Source organism: Mycobacterium sp. MMS18-G62, assembly GCF_053877835.1.
In genome coordinates this window covers 670,538-687,093 of sequence record NZ_CM132662.1, presented here as the reverse complement: position 1 = coordinate 687,093, position 16,556 = coordinate 670,538, and the positions used below count along the sequence as shown (strand labels likewise).

General features: G+C 62.1%; 14 protein-coding genes and 1 pseudogene. 6 read left to right on the top strand and 9 right to left on the bottom strand.

Going from position 1 to position 16,556, the window contains the following annotated elements; translation table 11 throughout:
* Positions 1-21: 21 nt before the first annotated feature.
* Both ACWW36_RS03355 and ACWW36_RS03350 read right to left on the bottom strand, forming a co-directional pair.
* Positions 22-2,172, bottom strand: coding sequence for an acyl-CoA dehydrogenase (locus ACWW36_RS03355; protein ID WP_456140192.1), 2,151 nt, complete (start codon positions 2,170-2,172; stop codon positions 22-24).
* 108 nt (positions 2,173-2,280) lie between these two features.
* Positions 2,281-3,864, bottom strand: coding sequence for an AMP-binding protein (locus tag ACWW36_RS03350; RefSeq protein WP_456140191.1), 1,584 nt, complete (start codon positions 3,862-3,864; stop codon positions 2,281-2,283).
* Between the two features lie 232 nt (positions 3,865-4,096).
* On the opposite strand from ACWW36_RS03350, the gene ACWW36_RS03345 reads away from it, so the two are divergent.
* The 5 genes and pseudogenes from ACWW36_RS03345 (at position 4,097) to ACWW36_RS03325 (ending at position 7,807) form a co-directional block, all read left to right on the top strand.
* A complete protein-coding gene (locus ACWW36_RS03345; RefSeq protein ID WP_456140190.1) occupies positions 4,097-4,978 on the top strand; it encodes a TIGR03619 family F420-dependent LLM class oxidoreductase in 882 nt (293 codons plus the stop codon).
* A 9-nt stretch (positions 4,979-4,987) separates the two neighbouring features.
* A pseudogene (locus tag ACWW36_RS03340) lies at positions 4,988-5,122 on the top strand (nitroreductase family protein); the annotation flags it as partial.
* 88 nt (positions 5,123-5,210) lie between these two features.
* Positions 5,211-6,092, top strand: coding sequence for a thioesterase family protein (locus ACWW36_RS03335; RefSeq protein ID WP_456140189.1), 882 nt, complete (start codon positions 5,211-5,213; stop codon positions 6,090-6,092).
* A 344-nt stretch (positions 6,093-6,436) separates the two neighbouring features.
* The gene (locus ACWW36_RS03330; RefSeq protein ID WP_456140188.1) at positions 6,437-6,955 is read left to right on the top strand and encodes a nitroreductase family deazaflavin-dependent oxidoreductase; all 519 of its coding nucleotides are present in this window, start codon (positions 6,437-6,439) and stop codon (positions 6,953-6,955) included.
* 60 nt (positions 6,956-7,015) lie between these two features.
* Positions 7,016-7,807, top strand: a complete 792-nt coding sequence (locus ACWW36_RS03325; protein ID WP_456140187.1) for a TetR/AcrR family transcriptional regulator — start codon at positions 7,016-7,018, stop codon at positions 7,805-7,807.
* A 300-nt stretch (positions 7,808-8,107) separates the two neighbouring features.
* On the opposite strand, the gene ACWW36_RS03320 is transcribed toward ACWW36_RS03325, so the two are convergent.
* The 6 genes from ACWW36_RS03320 to ACWW36_RS03295 form a co-directional block, all read right to left on the bottom strand.
* Positions 8,108-8,848, bottom strand: coding sequence for an alpha/beta fold hydrolase (locus ACWW36_RS03320; RefSeq protein ID WP_456140186.1), 741 nt, complete (start codon positions 8,846-8,848; stop codon positions 8,108-8,110).
* Positions 8,849-8,852: 4 nt separating this feature from the next.
* Positions 8,853-9,350 (bottom strand): SRPBCC family protein, encoded by a 498-nt coding sequence (locus ACWW36_RS03315; RefSeq protein ID WP_456140185.1) that lies wholly within the window; start codon positions 9,348-9,350, stop codon positions 8,853-8,855.
* A gap of 34 nt (positions 9,351-9,384) precedes the next feature.
* Positions 9,385-10,644, bottom strand: coding sequence for a cytochrome P450 (locus ACWW36_RS03310; RefSeq protein ID WP_456140184.1), 1,260 nt, complete (start codon positions 10,642-10,644; stop codon positions 9,385-9,387).
* 80 nt (positions 10,645-10,724) lie between these two features.
* Entirely contained in the window at positions 10,725-11,912 is a 1,188-nt protein-coding gene (locus ACWW36_RS03305; protein WP_456140183.1) for an amidohydrolase family protein, read from the bottom strand.
* Positions 11,913-11,924: 12 nt separating this feature from the next.
* On the bottom strand, positions 11,925-13,367 hold the full coding sequence (locus tag ACWW36_RS03300) for an aldehyde dehydrogenase (protein ID WP_456140182.1): 1,443 nt from the start codon (positions 13,365-13,367) through the stop codon (positions 11,925-11,927).
* Positions 13,360-14,535: an amidohydrolase family protein gene (locus tag ACWW36_RS03295; RefSeq protein WP_456140181.1), complete on the bottom strand. Its 1,176-nt coding sequence runs from the start codon at positions 14,533-14,535 to the stop codon at positions 13,360-13,362. The genes ACWW36_RS03300 and ACWW36_RS03295 overlap by 8 nt, the downstream gene beginning before the upstream one ends.
* Before the next feature lie 130 nt (positions 14,536-14,665).
* On the opposite strand from ACWW36_RS03295, the gene ACWW36_RS03290 reads away from it, so the two are divergent.
* Positions 14,666-15,802 carry an NDMA-dependent alcohol dehydrogenase gene (locus ACWW36_RS03290; protein ID WP_456142347.1) on the top strand — a complete coding sequence of 379 codons (1,137 nt, stop codon included), beginning with the start codon at positions 14,666-14,668 and terminating at the stop codon, positions 15,800-15,802.
* Between the two features lie 267 nt (positions 15,803-16,069).
* Here ACWW36_RS03290 and ACWW36_RS03285 read toward each other — a convergent pair whose 3' ends face one another.
* Positions 16,070-16,507 (bottom strand): FAS1-like dehydratase domain-containing protein, encoded by a 438-nt coding sequence (locus ACWW36_RS03285; RefSeq protein WP_456140180.1) that lies wholly within the window; start codon positions 16,505-16,507, stop codon positions 16,070-16,072.
* Positions 16,508-16,556: the final 49 nt, after the last annotated feature.

Here is a 16,556-nt window from a genome sequence, read left to right as displayed (position 1 = left end):
GAAACGCGCTGACGGGGTCCGCTACTTCGCTGCGGGCTCACGGGGAAGTCCCAGAATACGTTCGGCCACAAGGTTTCTGATGATCTCTGACGTCCCGCCGGCGATCGTCAAGCACCGACTGAACAGGTAATCGTGCGCGACCTCGAGTCCGCCGCCGGTGAGCAGAGCGGGTCGGGCGATGCTCATTGCCAGCTCCGCCACCCGCTGAGCATGTTCGGCGCCCACGAGCTTGACGATATTGCCTTCGACGCCGGGGCCTGACGCGAACACCGCGCGGGCGGCCTGACGCATGTTCAGGGCTGCGATGCCGTAAGCCTCGACGAGCAAGGCGCCGACCTCGCGGGCAAGTCCACGATCATCGCCGCCGTGACGCCTCATCAAATCGAGCAAGGATTCGGCCTCCATGGTGACCGAACCGCCTCCGATCGATACCCGCTCGTTGCCGAGCGTCGCCATGGCGACTGTCCAGCCAGCATTGACGGCTCCGACGACATCGCGGTCGGCGACGAAAACATCGTCGAAGAACACTTCGTTGAAGAGTGTCTCGCCGGTGATTTCGGTGAGGGGGCGAATTGTCACACCGGGAGCGGCGAGGTCGATGATCATCGCTGTGATGCCTTTGTGTTTGGCGGCATCGGGGTCCGTCCGGACGGTGGCCAAGCCACATTGGCAGTTCATCGCCTGGCTGGTCCATGCCTTCTGCCCGGTGACCAGCCAGCCACCCTCGACACGTTTGGCGCGTGTCGACACCGCCGCAGCGTCGGATCCTGCACCTGGCTCACTGAACAGCTGACACCATCGAAAACGGCCTTCCATGCTAGGCCACATCAACCGCTCGATCTGTTCAGCGGTGCCATGCTGCAACAGGGTCGGCAACACCCATTCGCCCAAGCCAAGACTCGGCTTGTCCAACCCGGCGAGAGCCTCGTCGATCACCAGCTGTTCGACCGAGTCCGCGGCGCGACCAAAAGGCTTCGGCCAGTGCGGCTCCAGATACCCGCTTCGCGCCCAAAGCTTTTGACTTTCCTCATCGTCCGTTGTGGCGAGCTCGGCTCGAAACCGCTCGGCCGACTCGCGGTATTGCGCGGCATCTGGCGGCAGGTCGACGGAATTGCGTCGGCGAATTCCGGCGCGTTGCATGTCGTAGACCGCGTCGCGAAGCGCTGACTGGTCCCCGAAGAACGAATTCAGCACCGTCGCGCGCCGTAGATACAGGTGGGCATCGTGTTCCCAGGTATAGCCGATGCCGCCAAGTATCTGAATGTTCTTCAATGACACCCGTTGGTATGCCGGCAGCGCATGGCCTGCGGCCATGGCGGCCGCCAGTTCGGCCTCATCGCCGTTGGCGCGTGCAGCATCCCAGACGACTCCGGTGGCCAGTTCGGCGTCGACGAACATGTTGGCGCAGTGGTGTTTCACGGCCTGAAATGACCCGATCGGTCGGCCGAACTGCTCGCGGGTAGCAGCGTACGTCGTGGCCATGTCGGTGCAGGCGGCGAGTCCACCCGCGGCCTCGGCGGCGGCGAGCAGACGCAGGATCTTCAACGCAGGCGATGCTGCGCCGACGAGCGTATCGGCGATTGGCGCCTCCGACATCACCACGGCTGCAACGGATCTCATCAGCTGATCGACACTGTCGGTGCGCCGCGCCTCGACGGCGTCACATGCCGGGACGATCAACACATCCTGTCCGGACCACACCAGGTACAGGTCGGCTCCCGGTTCGGCGAGTGCCGGGACGGCCTCTACCGACATGCGCGACCCCGCCGCGAGCGCATTGCCCGCGAAGGCGATGCCTGCAACGACATCTCCGGACACCAACCCCGGCAACCAACGCTCGCGCTGTTCGTGGGTGCCGAACTCGGCAATTACCGACGACGCCGCGACCGTGGGCAGGAACGGACCGCCGAGCGCGGCACGGCCAAGCTGCTCGAGCACGATGGTCAGCTCAACCAAGCCATAGCCTTGGCCACCATACGTCTCGTCGATGTGCATTCCGAGCCACCCGGTTGACACCATCTCTTTCCAGAGGGGATCGGTCGACCACCATCGATCGGGCACATTCGGTTCCAGGAGGGTCCGACGCGCGGCTGCGAGACCCCCGCGGCCGGACACCAAGGCACTGGCCACCTCGGCGAGGTCGCGATGGTCTTCTGTTATTGCCAGCGGCACAGCACAGGCTCCCTTCTCGTTATCGACGTCAAGGTTGGGCCCTTAACTGGTTGCGCTACTAGTGAATTGACGTATCGATGTCCGCGTTCGAAGTGATGACAACGGTGTTCACGGCGCTTCGGCCAAGTCGGCCCACTGCTGCCGCAGAGTGCCCTTCAGGACTTTCATGCTGGAGTTGCGGGGTAGCTGCTCAACGAAGACAACGTGCCGGGGCACCTTGTAATTGGCTAATCGTCCACGGGCCCACGAGATGAGCTGGTCCGCGTGGACATTCTCGGCAACCACGAACGCGGCTCCCACCTCGCCCAACCGCTCGTCAGGCACGCCAATGACAGCCACGTCGAGAATGCCCTCGTGCTGGCGCAAGGTGTGCTCGATCTCGGCTGGGTAGGCATTGAATCCCCCCGCGATGTACATGTCTTTTTTGCGGTCCACGAGCTTCAAGAAGCCACGCTCGTTCATGACGCCGACGTCCCCGGTGTGCAGCCAGCCGTCCGAGTCGATCGCGAGTGCGGTGGCATCCGGATCATTCCAGTACCCCCGCATCACGTTGTAGCCACGCACAAGCACCTCGCCGGGCTCGCCGGCGGCCACTTCGGCGCCGGCATCGTCGACGAGCTTGACCTCGATGTCACGCGCGGGACGGCCAACGGAGTTCGCCACGTCGTCGAGGCTGTCACCCGGCGCGGAGTGAGTAACCATCGCCGTCGACTCAGTCAAGCCATAGGCGGATAGCGCCACGTCAAACCCGAGTTCATCGCGCACTTCGGTGAACAAGATCGGCGGCACGCTGGAGGACGATGGGACGGTTACCCGCAGATGCGACAGGTCGACCTCCCGACGGCGAGGATGTGCCATGAGGTCATAGAAGATCGTTGGCGGACCCAGCAAAATCGATACACGTTCGTCGGCGAGGCGGTGCAAGACGACGTCGGCGTCAAACACCTTTTGCGGGATGATGCAAACCCCGTGAATCAGGCATGCCATCCAGCCGGCCTTATAGCCAAATGCGTGAAAGAACGGCGGAACGATGAGGTTCCGGTCACCGGGACGGAACGTGAATACCTCGGTGAGATAGCCGAGGGAGCGCAAAGATTGGCCGTGCGTGAGCATGACGCCTTTGGGCGCCCCTGAGGTGCCTGAGGTGAACATGATGTCGGACAGGTCATCCGACCGGACGGCGGCGATTCTCGACAGCGCCGTGGATTCTGCAATTCGCTCGCCAGCGGCCAAGTATTCGGTCCAGCCTGTAGTGCCGTTGGCCGCACCGGGTCCGATGAGGACGATCGGGGTGCTGACTGCCTCCTCTCTCAGCATCGCGACGTAATCCTGTCCCAGGAACTCCGGAATCGCCAGCACCGCTTTCGCGCCGCTCTTCTGCAGGACATAGGCGGCTTCGGGGCCTTTGAACCGAGTGTTCACCGGTACGAGGATTCCGCCGGCACCGAGCACTCCCAGCGCAGCCACGATCCAGTCGGCGCTGTTCGGCGCCCACACCGCGACGCGATCGCCGGGTTCGATGCCGAACGCGATGGCCGCACGAACGGACATGATCATCTGGCGGGCGACGTCCTCAAAGGTCCATCGGACTCCAGCATCCAGATCGACGAGAGCCTCACTGGTACCGAATCGGTCCGCACTGGCACGCACCATGTTCGGGATGCTTTCGAACTGCAGGTCGTACCGACTCATATGTGCAGTGATTCAGCAGTCGCACCTAATGGCGCCGCACCCAGTCTTGCCTGCCGCGCTGCGCAGTCGACTTGCCGCCCAACGGCGACCCATGTCATGAGATCGAAAGTCATTGCACCCAATTCTGATCACCGGCGTAGTCTGTACCGACTATACATCTAATCATATACCGGTATAGTCGTTGACCTTCGCAATGTCCTCTGGCGTTCAATGATGGGAACGGGGTTGTTTCATGCGGCTGGGTATGACGCAGATGATCGACGGTCGGCCAGGTCGGGGGTTGGAGTTCATCCAGGCCACCGCCGTCGGCATGGAGCAGAGGGGCTTCGCGTCGTTCTGGTGCGGCGATCACATCGTGTTCTTTCAGAACTACATGTCCCACGCTCCCGATAGCGCCCTCGGCGACGCTGGGTTCCACGAGGATCAGGGATTGTTCGAACCACTTCTGACCGTCACCGCCGCTGCGCTCGCCACCACTGAACTGCGCGTCGGACTCAGCGTGGAGATCCTCCCCGAACGCAACCCCATCGTGCGTGCCCGAGACATCGCCACCCTGGACAACTTCTCCAAGGGCCGCTTCGACTACGGCATCGGCATCGGCTGGGCCAAGGAGGAGTACGCCGCGCTCGGGGTGCCCTTTGAACGACGAGGCCAGCGGTGTGATGAGTACGTCGGGGCCATGAGAGCCTTGTGGACCGAGAACCCGTCGACCTACCACGGCGAGTTCGTGCGCTTCGAGAACGTCGTCGCCTACCCCAAGCCCGTCCAAAATCCTCACCCGCCGATCCTGGTCGGCGGCAACACCCGCGCCGCGCTTCGACGTACGGCGCGTCTCGGGGACGGATGGTTCGGGTGGGGCCTGACCGTTCCACAGATCGATGACTGTCTCGTCATGCTCGACGAAGAGTTGTCGAACGTCGGCCGCGACCGTGACGATCTGAAGATGTACATCGGCCTCGCGTACAGCGGCCCCCTGGACACGTTGGCGGAGTACCTGACCGAGCTTGAACGACGCGGCTTCGAGGAAGTCGTGCTCGGTACCGGGTTGTCGCACAAGCGCTACGAGAGTCAACTCGATGACTACGCCCTCGCCCTCGGCCGCTGGCTCCGCTGAGGCTCCGCCATGGACGCTCGCGAAGCTGTCTCTACGACCCGCGCGATGCGGCGACTGAAGCCAGATCCCATCCCTTGAGCAATCCAGGCCCGAATCCTGGACGCGGCCATTCGTGCCCCGTCATCACCGGCACCACACTCATGGTCGTGTGCAATCAGCACGATGAGGAGGTACTAGTGTTCACGCCCGTCCGTAGGGTCCGACGTAAGAGCGCTCCGAGAGTGGCCGGCTGATGCCAGCGCCCTTCTTCGTCTCTGATGGTGACATCTTCGCGCCGACCTCGATCGCCAGGGGGCCGTGGGGTCCGTCGTTGGCCGGCAACTACATTGGCGGTCTGCTCGCTCACGCCGTTGACCGAGCGGCGCCAACGATCGAGTTGCGGCCCGCCCGGCTGACCGTCGATCTGCTCCGTCCGGTCAGCCTCCACCCCGTAACAGTGGAAACCTCTCTCATTCGTGATGGGCGACGGTTGCGGTTGATCGACGCCACGATGACCCAGCGAGGCATCCTGGTCGCCCGCGGCAGTGTACTTTTCCTTGGCCCCAGCGAGCATGAAGCCAATGCAGTGTGGACGTCGCCGATATCGATGCCGACGCCACCCGCCGGCCCTGATTCAGTGGCCCTCGAGGTTCCCATGCTGATCCACTCGTACGGTCGCGATCCTGTGCATGGGAGCGCCGGTGTCGGACTCGATGAATGGCGGCACGACGGGCCAAAGTATGCATGGGTGAAGGAAACCCATCCCCTCGTTGACGACGAACCACTCGGACCTTTCGTTCGCGCAGCCATGGCGGCTGATATCACCAGTTCACTCGCGAACTGGGGAACGGCCGGTCTTCAATTCATCAATGCCGACTACACGATGACGCTCAGTCGCCTCCCTCGCGGCGACTACATCGGCTTGGCCGCCCTAACGCATTATCACCATGCAGGTATCGGCACCGGCAGCGCCACACTCTTCGACAGCGATGGACCCATCGGGAGCGGGATGGTCACGGCCTTGTACCACCCCGGGTTCACGGCACCGACCGCGCCGCTGCGGTGTGCCACCCCGGCGCCATCGACCGGTCCAGCCACATCATTAAGTTTGGAACCGTCTATTGACAGGACCTGACCGGTGGTGAGGGCCCCGCGGTGCTTGGCAGAACCGGCACGGCCGGAACCAGGTGCGGCCCGACTGAGATGCGAAATCACCGGGATAACGCGAAAACTGTTACATGCAACGGGTTTAGATAACCGCCGTCATGCGTCCTATCGGTCACGAGTTGTCCGGCAGCGCTGGACGCTCGATGCCTGCGTTCTGGGCCGGGATGGATCTCGGTGGTCATATGGGCAACCTCGTCGGGTATGGCCCGCCGTCTGTGCTGTCAGACGAGCCACGGCCGGTTGTTGTCTCGGCGCCATCGCAACATATGAGCACCGGCCATAAACGTTACCGTACGCTGTACGATACGGATCGTGGGAAAAGGTGCGGCGTCCGGGTCAATCGAGCCGCCCAAGTTGACGTGGTTGTGGCGAGTCGGCGGTATGCCGATGATCTGGCTTGTTCGCTTTCCCCGAGTCAAAGACGCGTTCCAGCGTGCACTGTCGAGTTCGCACGCTGCGCTCTACCGGTTGGGCCGCGGCCATTTAGGTACCTCGCTGGGTGCGCCCGCCTTGTTGATCACCGCGCCGGGCAGACGAACCGGGCGGCTTCGGACAACGCCGGTCTATTACTTGCGGGATGGGAACAACTACGTGGTGGCCGGGTCCTACGCAGGTGATGACCGTGCTCCGCAGTGGTATCTGAATCTGATGGCGGCGCAGTCCGCCACCGTGCAGGTGGGCTCCCATACTCACTCGGTGACCGCGCGTTTGGCTACACGTGAGGAGAGATGCGTGTGGTGGCCGCGGATGGTGGCGATGTGGCCCAGTTTTGCCGATTACCAGCGCAACACCGAGCGCGACATCCCGTTAGTGGTGCTCAGCCCGAGCTGACATGGAGACGGACCGGAGCTCGGTGCTGGCCGCTACGTTCCAGCTGGGACGTACGCTGGGATGACTGTCAACCGATCGCCCCGGGAAAGGCCGCGCATGTCATCTACCGCGAGGCGGTCGCGCAGCGCGAGGCGCGGAGGCGTGCAGCGGTCCCTGACCGAGGAGCAGATCGTGTCGACAGCGCTGGAGACCAGTCGGGAGGTAGGTCTCGAGGGATTGACGATGACTCTGCTTGCCAAAAAACTGGGCGTCGGTGTGATGACGCTTTACTCGTATTTCCGCGGCCGAGATGAACTTCTGGACGCGATGGCCCACCGCGCGGCCACAGAATTGTATGACCAGCATGAGGACCTTGAGGGCGCAGCCTGGGATGCAGAACTGCGCGCGCACTATCACTCCATTCGGGAGAGCCTGAAGCGGCACCCTTCTTTGGCGGATTTGCTCTTTTTTCGGGGCCAGGTGATGCCCTCGGGATCAACGGATTTCGATTCGATGGCCGAGCACGCCCGCCGTCACGTCACCTCAATGGTTGCTGCTGGGGTCAGGGCTGACTTGGCCGTACGCGCGTTTATCGGTCTGTCGCTGTTCACCGTCGCGTCAGCGCTGCGCCGCGATGACTACACCGACGCAGCGAGTCCCTATCGCGGCTTGGTTGAGCAACTGACCCATTCCCTGAGTAGTTCGCTGCCAACGGAATTCGTGGGAGACGCCAGATTTGGGTCTGACGAGCAGTTCGACACCATGCTCGACTTGACTATTAACGGCATCCGCGCGGCGATCGAGGCGTCGCCTCGTTCCAAGCGGCCGTCGACTCCAAGAGGTCGAGCGCAGCCAGATCGTCAACATACTTAGCGATGAGATCCCGCGTCACACGGGGAATGTCGTCATATCCTGATACGGCGCCATTGCGTATGGCGGCACGGAACCTGTCGGTGGGCCCCATCGCCGACGTCATGGCTGCCCTAGGGCCAGCCGGCGCGCGTAACCGGTCAACACGGTCGTCAGAAGCTCTGCGAGCCGCACCTTCGGCCGTTGCAACGCGGCGGTGACTCCGTCATCGGCCCGGGTGTTGGCGAATTGCAAGGCGCTGGCGCTCAATTCAGCGATGCGCTCGGCCGGTGCTTCAGGTAGCGGATTTCCGATATCCTAACCTCAACCGGACTTACACTGTGCAACAACGTTATTGACTATTTCAGCGCACCGCTGTGGGTTACTCAGCATGACGCTGTGCCCGTGTGGCTCCGAAATAACGTTCACCGGCGCGGCGTTTCGGATCATCCTGTCCTGCAACGGGGGCCACAGCGCGCGGTCGGCCGTCAGCCGAACGTAAGTACGTCCGATCTGCGCGGGAATCGGATTCTGCGTCGCTGAGTCGAAGGCGAGCCACGGTGTGTCGGGGACCCACTGGCGCTCCAGCTCAGCAGTCAGGCTCGGGGAAAGGTCGCTGCAGAACATCTGGCGGGCAATCCATTTCGGCAAGGAAAACCTTCCATTTCGCCGATTGCGTTGTCGTCGCATCGTCGACTCGGCCAGCCAGCGCATGGCGACGGGCAGGTCATCGATCGGCCGTTTGCCGGGACGCGGAACGACGGCCGACATGAACACAGCGTGCGCAATCTGGTCCGGGATGGACTCGCAAATGCCGGTAGCCGAGATGCCACCGAGCGAGTGGGCCACCACCACCGTGCGTTGCCAGCCCGCGGCCTTCACGTCGTCAACGACATCCCGGATAACGTCTACTATCCGGAGCTCGGATAGTAACGCTGGTCGCTTCCCGCGGCCGAGCAGATCGGGAGCTATCGCTGGCGCCTCAATTAGCGGGAGCACCCGCCGCCAGCACTGGGCGGTGTGGAGTCCGCCGTGGATGAAGACGACCCCGACTTGGCCGGACATCTGCCTAGGAACCGCCGTATCGCCGCTCTAGTCGCCGTACCGCCCCCGTCATCAAGAGAATCTGGAATCCCGTGATGAATGAACTCATCACCGCGACAGGCAATGCCGAATCAGCGGCCATGGACCACGTGACTCGCGTTTTCGGTGTGGTGCCCTCCTCCACGGCTTCGAAGGTCCAATCCTCGACGAACGCCTTCATCGCGGGAACCACACACTCGTCCAGGCGAAACGCGAACCTGGCGCCTTCGTCGAATGCCAGTACCGTTTCGTGAAAGTCGGTGCCGAACGCGCGCATCGTCCTCTTGCTGCCCACAGCAGGCGGTCCGGACGTGGTCCATCGACTCGCAGTCGTGAAGCCGGGGCACCAACGCCCCCACTCTGGCGGCTTCTCTGCGATGACGGCGAAGAGACGAGCCTTGGAGACGCCTACTGTCGCAGTGCGGTGGAGTCTGACCGGTGCCTCGTTCAAGAAGTCCAGTTCTGGACTGCGGAGTGCGGTCACGATGTTGATACCTGCCTTTTATTGGCGTCGATGGTCACCACGGGTCCGAAAGAAGTTCGGGCCCCGCCTTGTTTTCCCGGGCGCCGGGATTGAACTTGCCGGGGACCTGGAGGTAGCCGAACACGATGCCGGCATCCCGAGCCAGTACAAGTGACTCGGGATCGACGGTGAAATCGGGGATTCGGCGAAGCAGTTCCTCGAGCACGACCCGCAACTCCAAACGAGCGATATGCGAACCGACACAGCGGTGCGTCCCGACCCCGAAGGCCACATGGCGATTTGGCTTGCGGTTGAGCTCGAAGTTCGTGGGATTGGTGAACACTCTTGGGTCGCGGTTGGCGGCAGCGAACGATAGCAATACCGTGTCGCCCTCTCGGATCAGGTGCTCACCTATCTTGCAGTCCTTGGCGGCGACACGACCCAGCATCGTCGTCGGTGACTGAATGCGCAGCGACTCCTCGATGAACGCCGGAATCATGTCAGGTTCACGCGCCAGCAGTGCACGCAAGTCGGGATCCTGGCCCAGCCTGACGGCCATGCAACCCACCGCCGAAGCGGTCGTGTCCAGGCCGGCCTCGTAAATGTTGTGAATGATATGCGTCAGCTTCTCCACGGGAATGTCTTCTCCGTTAACCGATCCGCGCACCAGGTGATGCATCACACTATCGCCGGGCAGATTGTCCTTACGCAGCTGCTCGACTCGTTCGCGCATCGTCGAGAAGACCCAGGTGTAGTTCTCGAAGATTTTGGGGCCGATCTCGTCCAGCTTTTCCTGGGGCAGATTTGGGATCCAGCCGTTTTCCCAAATCGTGTGCGACGTTTCGGCATAGCGGGGCCACAGCGTGGCATCCATGCCCAGCATGCGAAGCGTGACTATCGCGGCCACCGGGGTACCCAGCTGCTGATAGAAGTCCACCTTCCCGTCTTCGACGAACTCATCGATCAGGTAATTGACCAGACTGCGTACCGCTTGCTCGCGCTTCATAACAGCGGCTGGGCCGAACGGTTCGGCCAGAATTCGCCGATAGGGAATGTTCTCCGGTGGATCAAGAGAACTGGGTATCATCGCCTCGCTGGCGACGAAGGCGGGAAACCCAATACCATTGCGGTTCGAGTACGTCGCAGGATTGTGTGCCACGTCGACGACATCCTGATATCCCGTGATGACCCAAAACCCGCCGTGAGACTCGCTGCGCGAGATGCGCTGAGTATCACGGCTGAGATCGAGAATGTCGAATGCCCATTCGCCGAACTCGACTTGATGCTGATCGAACTCGGCGTCGATCGGCTTCACCTTCGCAGGCATGGATTCTGCCGTGTGCACCATATGCTCCCCACTTCCGTTTCCGCCGCACAACAGCTTCGGCTTCGTAACTAACTTTGACGCAGGACCTGATCACGCCGAGGGAAGCGCAACATGCGCCTGGCGTTTGTTTCCGTCATCATTTCGACCTCGTCGTCGGGGACATCGGCGAACACTTCCGCGGCGCGTTTGCGACTGTTCGGCCAGTTGGAATCAGAATGGGGATAATCGACTTCGAGCGTAATGCGATCAACCCCGATCTCGTGCCGGCTTTTCAGGCCGTGTTCGTCGTCGATGAAGCAGCCATAGAAGTGCTGCCGGAACAGCTCAGTCGGTCGTGCGTCGAAGTCGATGTCTTGGTAGTACCGGTGCCGCTCCCATCCGTAGTCGCAGCGTTCAAGCAGATACGGAATCCAGCCAATACCCCCTTCGGCCAACGAGAACTGCAATCCGGGGAAGCGTTGTAAGGCACCGGAAAACAACAAGTCCACCGTTGTCCACATGAGATTTGACGAGAACAGGATCATCGCTACGACAAACGGCACAGGCTTTTTGGCCATATCCGGCGTGACATCCGAGCCCTGAAACGGAAACCCTGGGACGTAGGAGCCTGAGCCGAAGTGCAACGACACCGGCACGCCGGCATCGGAGCATATGCGCCACAACGGATCCCAGTGATCGGTGTAGAACGATGGCAAACCCAGCGGTTGCGGACTGTCCGGGAAGGAGATCGTGCGCGCCCCTTTGGCGATCGCCCGTTCAGCCTCGCGTGTCGCGAGTTCGATATCCCAGAAGGGAAGAATCGCAAGGGGAATGAATCTCTCCGGAGCGGTCGCACACCATTCGTCGATGTAGAAGTCGTTCCAGGCTTGGCAGCACAGCGCAGCCAATGTCTTGTCCTTGGCGCGGAAGAAGGTGCCGCCGCCAAATCCCGGAAAGGATGGGAAGCACACCGCGGCCTGCACGCCGTCGAGATCCATGTCCTTGACCCTTGCAGCAGGGTCGTAACAGCCCGGTATCATGTCCTCGTAACGAAGCGGGTCCAAACCCCAATCGGCGCGCGGCTTGCCTGCAACGGCATTGAGGCCCAGCGTTGGAAAGACTTGATCGTCGTACTGCCAGAGATGATTTCCGTCCACCTCGACGATGCGGGGCGCAGCGTCGCGCAGTGACGCCGGTAAGCGATCTTGCCAGACCCTCGGCGGCTCGATCAGGTGGTCGTCGACCGACACGATGTGATGATGATCCTGCAGTGGCATGGTGTGGTTCTCCTACGCGTCCTTGACGCCAACTGACTTGTATTGCAGGTAGGCATCGAGTGCCTCTGGGCCGTTTTCGCGGCCCAGGCCCGAGTCTTTGTATCCACCGAATGGCGCGGCCATCTCGGTGCCGAAGTAGTTGACGTTGATCGTGCCTGTCTGGACCCGCCGGGCGATCTGCACTCCGTATTCAGAGTCTGACGTCCATACCGATCCAGATAACCCATAGCGGGAGTTGTTCGCGATCGAGACAGCTTCATCGATGTCGTCATAGGTCAGAACGGTGACCACGGGTCCAAAGATTTCTTCCTGTGCGACAACGGAATCGGGGTGCACATCGGTGAGCAGCGTTGGCTGCACGAAGTAGCCCTTGCCGTCGACATCTGCGGCCTTGCCGCCGACGGCCACTCCCGCGCCGTCGGCGACACCTCGCTCGATGTAACCGAGGACCCTATCGCGCTGCCTAGCTGACACCAGCGGACCGACTTCGGTCAGAGGGTCCAAAGCATTGCCCACCCGCAAGTGACCGAAGGCAGTGGCGAACGCGTCGACGAATTCAGGGGCGCGATTGGCCGGTAGGAGCAGCCGAGTCTGCGCCACGCAAGCTTGTCCGTTGATCATCGTCATGCCGGGTAGCAATCCCGCCACAACCTCATCGAGGTCGGCGTCTTCACACACGATGGCAGCCGATTTGCCGCCAAGTTCCAGAGTGACGGGACGCACCAGTTCGCCGCATAGCGCCCCAACACGTTTGCCAGTCGCCGCGGATCCGGTCAGCGAAACCTTGTCCACACCAGGGTGGGTGACGAGATACTCGCTCACGTCTCGGTCGGCGGGCACGATGTTCACCACGCCCGCAGGGAATCCCGCGTCCCTGACGGCTTCAACGAGAAACTGAGCATCGAGCGCGGTATGGGGGTCGGGTTTGATCACGATCGTGCAGCCGGCGGCGATGGCGGGGCCGAGTTTGAGAAGAGCGATAGCTATCGGCACGTTCCACGGCACCACTGCGGCCGCCACTCCCACCGGTTCCCGACTCACCAACAGTGGGTTGCCCCCGAAGCCCGTGCGCGGTGGTTCGTCGAACTCGAAGTCCCGCACGACTTGCGCGAAGTAATGGGTCAGGGCGACTGGAGACAACGCTTGGATCAATACTGAGGTGGCGATGGGATTGCCGTTCTCACGGCTGATCGTTTCGCCGATGGCTTGACTTCGGTCGAGTAATGCCTGGCCCAAGGCTTCGAGCAATTTCGCCCGCTCCTCGGGTGTGCTTTGGCGCCACCCGCGGTCATCGAATGCGGTGCGAGCCGCGCGGACAGCATCGTCGATGTCACGTGGCGAAGCGAGGGTGACGGTCTCGACCGCGGTCTCGGTCGACGAGTCGACGATCGTGAATGCATCACCCGATCCGGATCGCGCAACGCCGTCGATCAACATGCAGGCGGTGTCAGGCATTGACCGCCGCCTTGACCGGGAACGAATAAAGATCCGACAGTCGCCTCCAGGTGATGTCTTCGACGAATTGAGCGGCGGCGCCCTCAAGTTCCTTCGAGAACACTGAGTTGCTGTGGGGCCAAAGGGATTCCATGTGCGGATAATCGACCTCGAGGGTCCAATTCGTGAAACCCGTCTCGGCGGCGAGGCGTCGAGCGTTTGCCGGTTCGAGGGTGCTGAAGGTGAAGGTCTCCTGGAGCATCTCAAGTGGTGTGCGATCAGGATCCGGCCAACCACGGCGATGCAGCAGCGAGTAGTCAACGCACCACTGCAACCGTTCAATCAGGTGCGGCAACCAGGTCCCGCCCGATTCCGCGACTGTGACCTTCAGACCCGGGAACCGCACGCCAAGACCGGCCCACACAAAGCTGGCGACGGCCTCGATGGCTCCTGACTGGAAGATGGTGCTCGCGAAACCGTAGGGCACGGTGTCCAAGTCGCGGTTCCAATTGATCTTGGGCCAATGCGAGAGATCGGCGGTGTGATGCGAGATAACCGTGCCAGTTTCCTGACAAGCCCGCAGGAACGGATCCCAGCTGCTGTCACCGAGCCACGGAAGCCCCAGATCGGTGGGGTTGCGCAGCATTACCCCGCGGAAGCCGCGCTCGGCGTTGCGATAGATCTCCTCCGCGGCGACACGCGCATCGAGATACCAGGTCGCCTGAATGGGGATGAAGCGATCGGGGGCAGCCGCCACCCAGGTTTCGAGATACCAGTCGTTCCAGGCTCGCATCGCCGCGATCCCGAGCTCCGGTTCATTCGCAGCAGCAGCGAACATCTCCCCGCCAAAACCGATCCCAACGGGAGAGGAGTACAGCGCGCACGCCGTGACGTCGTCGGCGTCCATGTCGGCGAGCCGGGACCGTGGGTCGTAGCAGCCTTCGCGGATGTCCTCGTAAGAGACGATCATCGGGCCCAGCCATTCTTCGGGCGTCATCCCGGCGACCGCACAGTTCCGCCACAGAGGAATCGCCCGATCCTCGAAGACCCACTGCTGACCGCCACCGTCAAGACGATCAACGCGCGGCGCGCGGTCACTCCACTTGCGCGGCATCCGTCGGTCGTAGACATCGGCGGATTCGATCAAGTGATCGTTGGCCGATACCAGTGTTAGCCCTGCTGTGCGCACCGGCCCCTCCATTCCCATGTCTCATTTGCGGCCGACAACTTGTGTCATTCGTCACACCGACTGTTGATTGGAAGTTACCGTAACCATTACGAGGTGAGGGAGTCAACGGTCAATGAAGGTAGGAACACAGGTGCAGACGAGAGCCGCGATTTTGTGGAACATCGGGGAGCGATGGAGCGTAGAGGAAATCGAACTGGATCCACCGCAGTCAGGTGAGGTACTGATCAAGATGGCCGCGGCCGGGCTGTGTCACACCGACGAGCACTCGGTCACCGGAGACCAACCGATTGTGCTGCCGACAGTGGGCGGCCACGAAGGTGCCGGCGTGGTGATTCAGGTCGGCGCCGGGGTGACATCAGTGGAGGTCGGCGATCACGTCGCGATGAGCTTCGTCCCGTCGTGTGGGCGATGCCCGTCGTGCGTCAACGGAAAGCAGAACCTGTGTGATCTCGGTGTGAACATCCCGGTTGGTCGGGCCCTGTCCGACGGCGGATTCCGGGCACACGCCCGGGACCGCGACGTCGGATTGGCGTGCATGCTCGGAGCGTTCGCCGAGCACACCGTCGTCAACGAGGCATCCATCGTCAAGATCGACAAGGACGTGCCCCTGGACCTTGCCTGTCTGGTGAGCTGCGGAGTAGCCACCGGGTGGGGTTCAGCCGTTCACGCCGGCGCCGTTCGTCCGGGGGAGACCGTCGTCGTGATCGGTGTTGGCGGAATTGGGATGAACGCCGTGCAAGGCGCGCGAGCGGCCGGCGCCGCCAATGTGGTGGTCGTCGAACCTGTCGAGTGGAAGCGCGAACACGCGAAGATGTTCGGTGCCACCCACGTTGCGAGCAGCCTTCAGGAGGCGCTGCAACTCGTCGCCGAAACGACGCAAGGCCAAATGGCGAACGTGGCGATTCTGACGGTCGGCCTTGCCACCTCGGAGTTGATATCACCGACTGTGAATCTTGTGGGCAAGCGAGGCCGCGTGGTGGTGACCGCAGTTGCTCCGTTCATGCAGACGAGTGTTGACCTGAGTCTTGTCGAGCTCACTTTTTGGGAGAAGACGCTTCGCGGTTCGCTGTTCGGGTCGGCGAATCCGCGCTACGAGATTCCTCAGCTTCTTCAGGCCTACCGTCGCGGCGACCTGAAACTCGACGAATTAATCACCAAACGGTACCGACTGGAGCAGATTAACGAGGGTTACGAGGATCTGCGCACCGGCAAGAACATCCGCGGCGTGCTCATCATGGATGAAAGCGCACTGGGGGCTCGACCTTGAGGGCCTCCAGTCCTCGAACGTGCGCAACCTATCAAGGTGGGCGAATGAGTAAGCGGATAGGCCTTTCGGCGCGGGGCAAACGGGGGAGCCCACGGCGCATGATTGCGCAGCCGGACCGTGTCGTCGATCAAATTTAACCCCGAGCGTCGTCTCTACATTGACGGCGAGCGCGACTCGATCCGGGCGCCGCGGTGGCGACGCGATCGGATAGCCCCGCGACGAGCTCGGCGTCTGACCACGCGGATCGAACGCGTCTCCGGTTGGCCTTTACGGTGAGCCGGTGCCGCCGTCATCGGGCGTTGTGCTCCGGACTAACCGCGTAGGTGAATACTCGAGGACATCCTCGCAGTGCTGGTTGCGGACGCTGACGGTGCTTGCCACCATGCCCCGGTCGGACTTCTTCGTCGCGCGGGATTCGGTGATGGTGACCACCGCATGCAGCGTGTCGCCGACGTACACAGGCCGTCTTGCCGTCAAAGTCATACCCAGGAAAGCGATCCCGGTTCCAGCGAATGCCAGGGTCTGTATCACCAGCCCCTCGACCACGCTATAGGTCAGAGCCGTCGGCACTAGTCGACGGCCGTTGCCCGCCAAGACATCTGACCCATCCATGAAGAGCGGTTCAGTGAACCCGGCCCAGGTGACGAACTGGACGAAGTCACTTTCGGTGATCGTGCGGCTGCCAGTGCGGAAGGATAGTCCCACCGGGAGCTCGTGCCATGTGCGTCCACGGTGTAGGTGAGGTGCCTGATCG

Bases quoted from the DNA above. Each gene is read 5' to 3' on its own strand.
- ACWW36_RS03300 (WP_456140182.1), bottom strand. From the start codon at position 13,367: ATGCCTGACACCGCCTGCATGTTGATCGACGGCGTTGCGCGATCCGGA.
- ACWW36_RS03305 (WP_456140183.1), bottom strand. From the start codon at position 11,912: ATGCCACTGCAGGATCATCATCACATCGTGTCGGTCGACGACCACCTG.
- ACWW36_RS03335 (WP_456140189.1), top strand. From the start codon at position 5,211: ATGCCAGCGCCCTTCTTCGTCTCTGATGGTGACATCTTCGCGCCGACC.
- ACWW36_RS03325 (WP_456140187.1), top strand. From the start codon at position 7,016: ATGACTGTCAACCGATCGCCCCGGGAAAGGCCGCGCATGTCATCTACC.
- ACWW36_RS03320 (WP_456140186.1), bottom strand. From the start codon at position 8,848: ATGTCCGGCCAAGTCGGGGTCGTCTTCATCCACGGCGGACTCCACACC.
- ACWW36_RS03345 (WP_456140190.1), top strand. From the start codon at position 4,097: ATGCGGCTGGGTATGACGCAGATGATCGACGGTCGGCCAGGTCGGGGG.
- ACWW36_RS03350 (WP_456140191.1), bottom strand. From the start codon at position 3,864: ATGAGTCGGTACGACCTGCAGTTCGAAAGCATCCCGAACATGGTGCGT.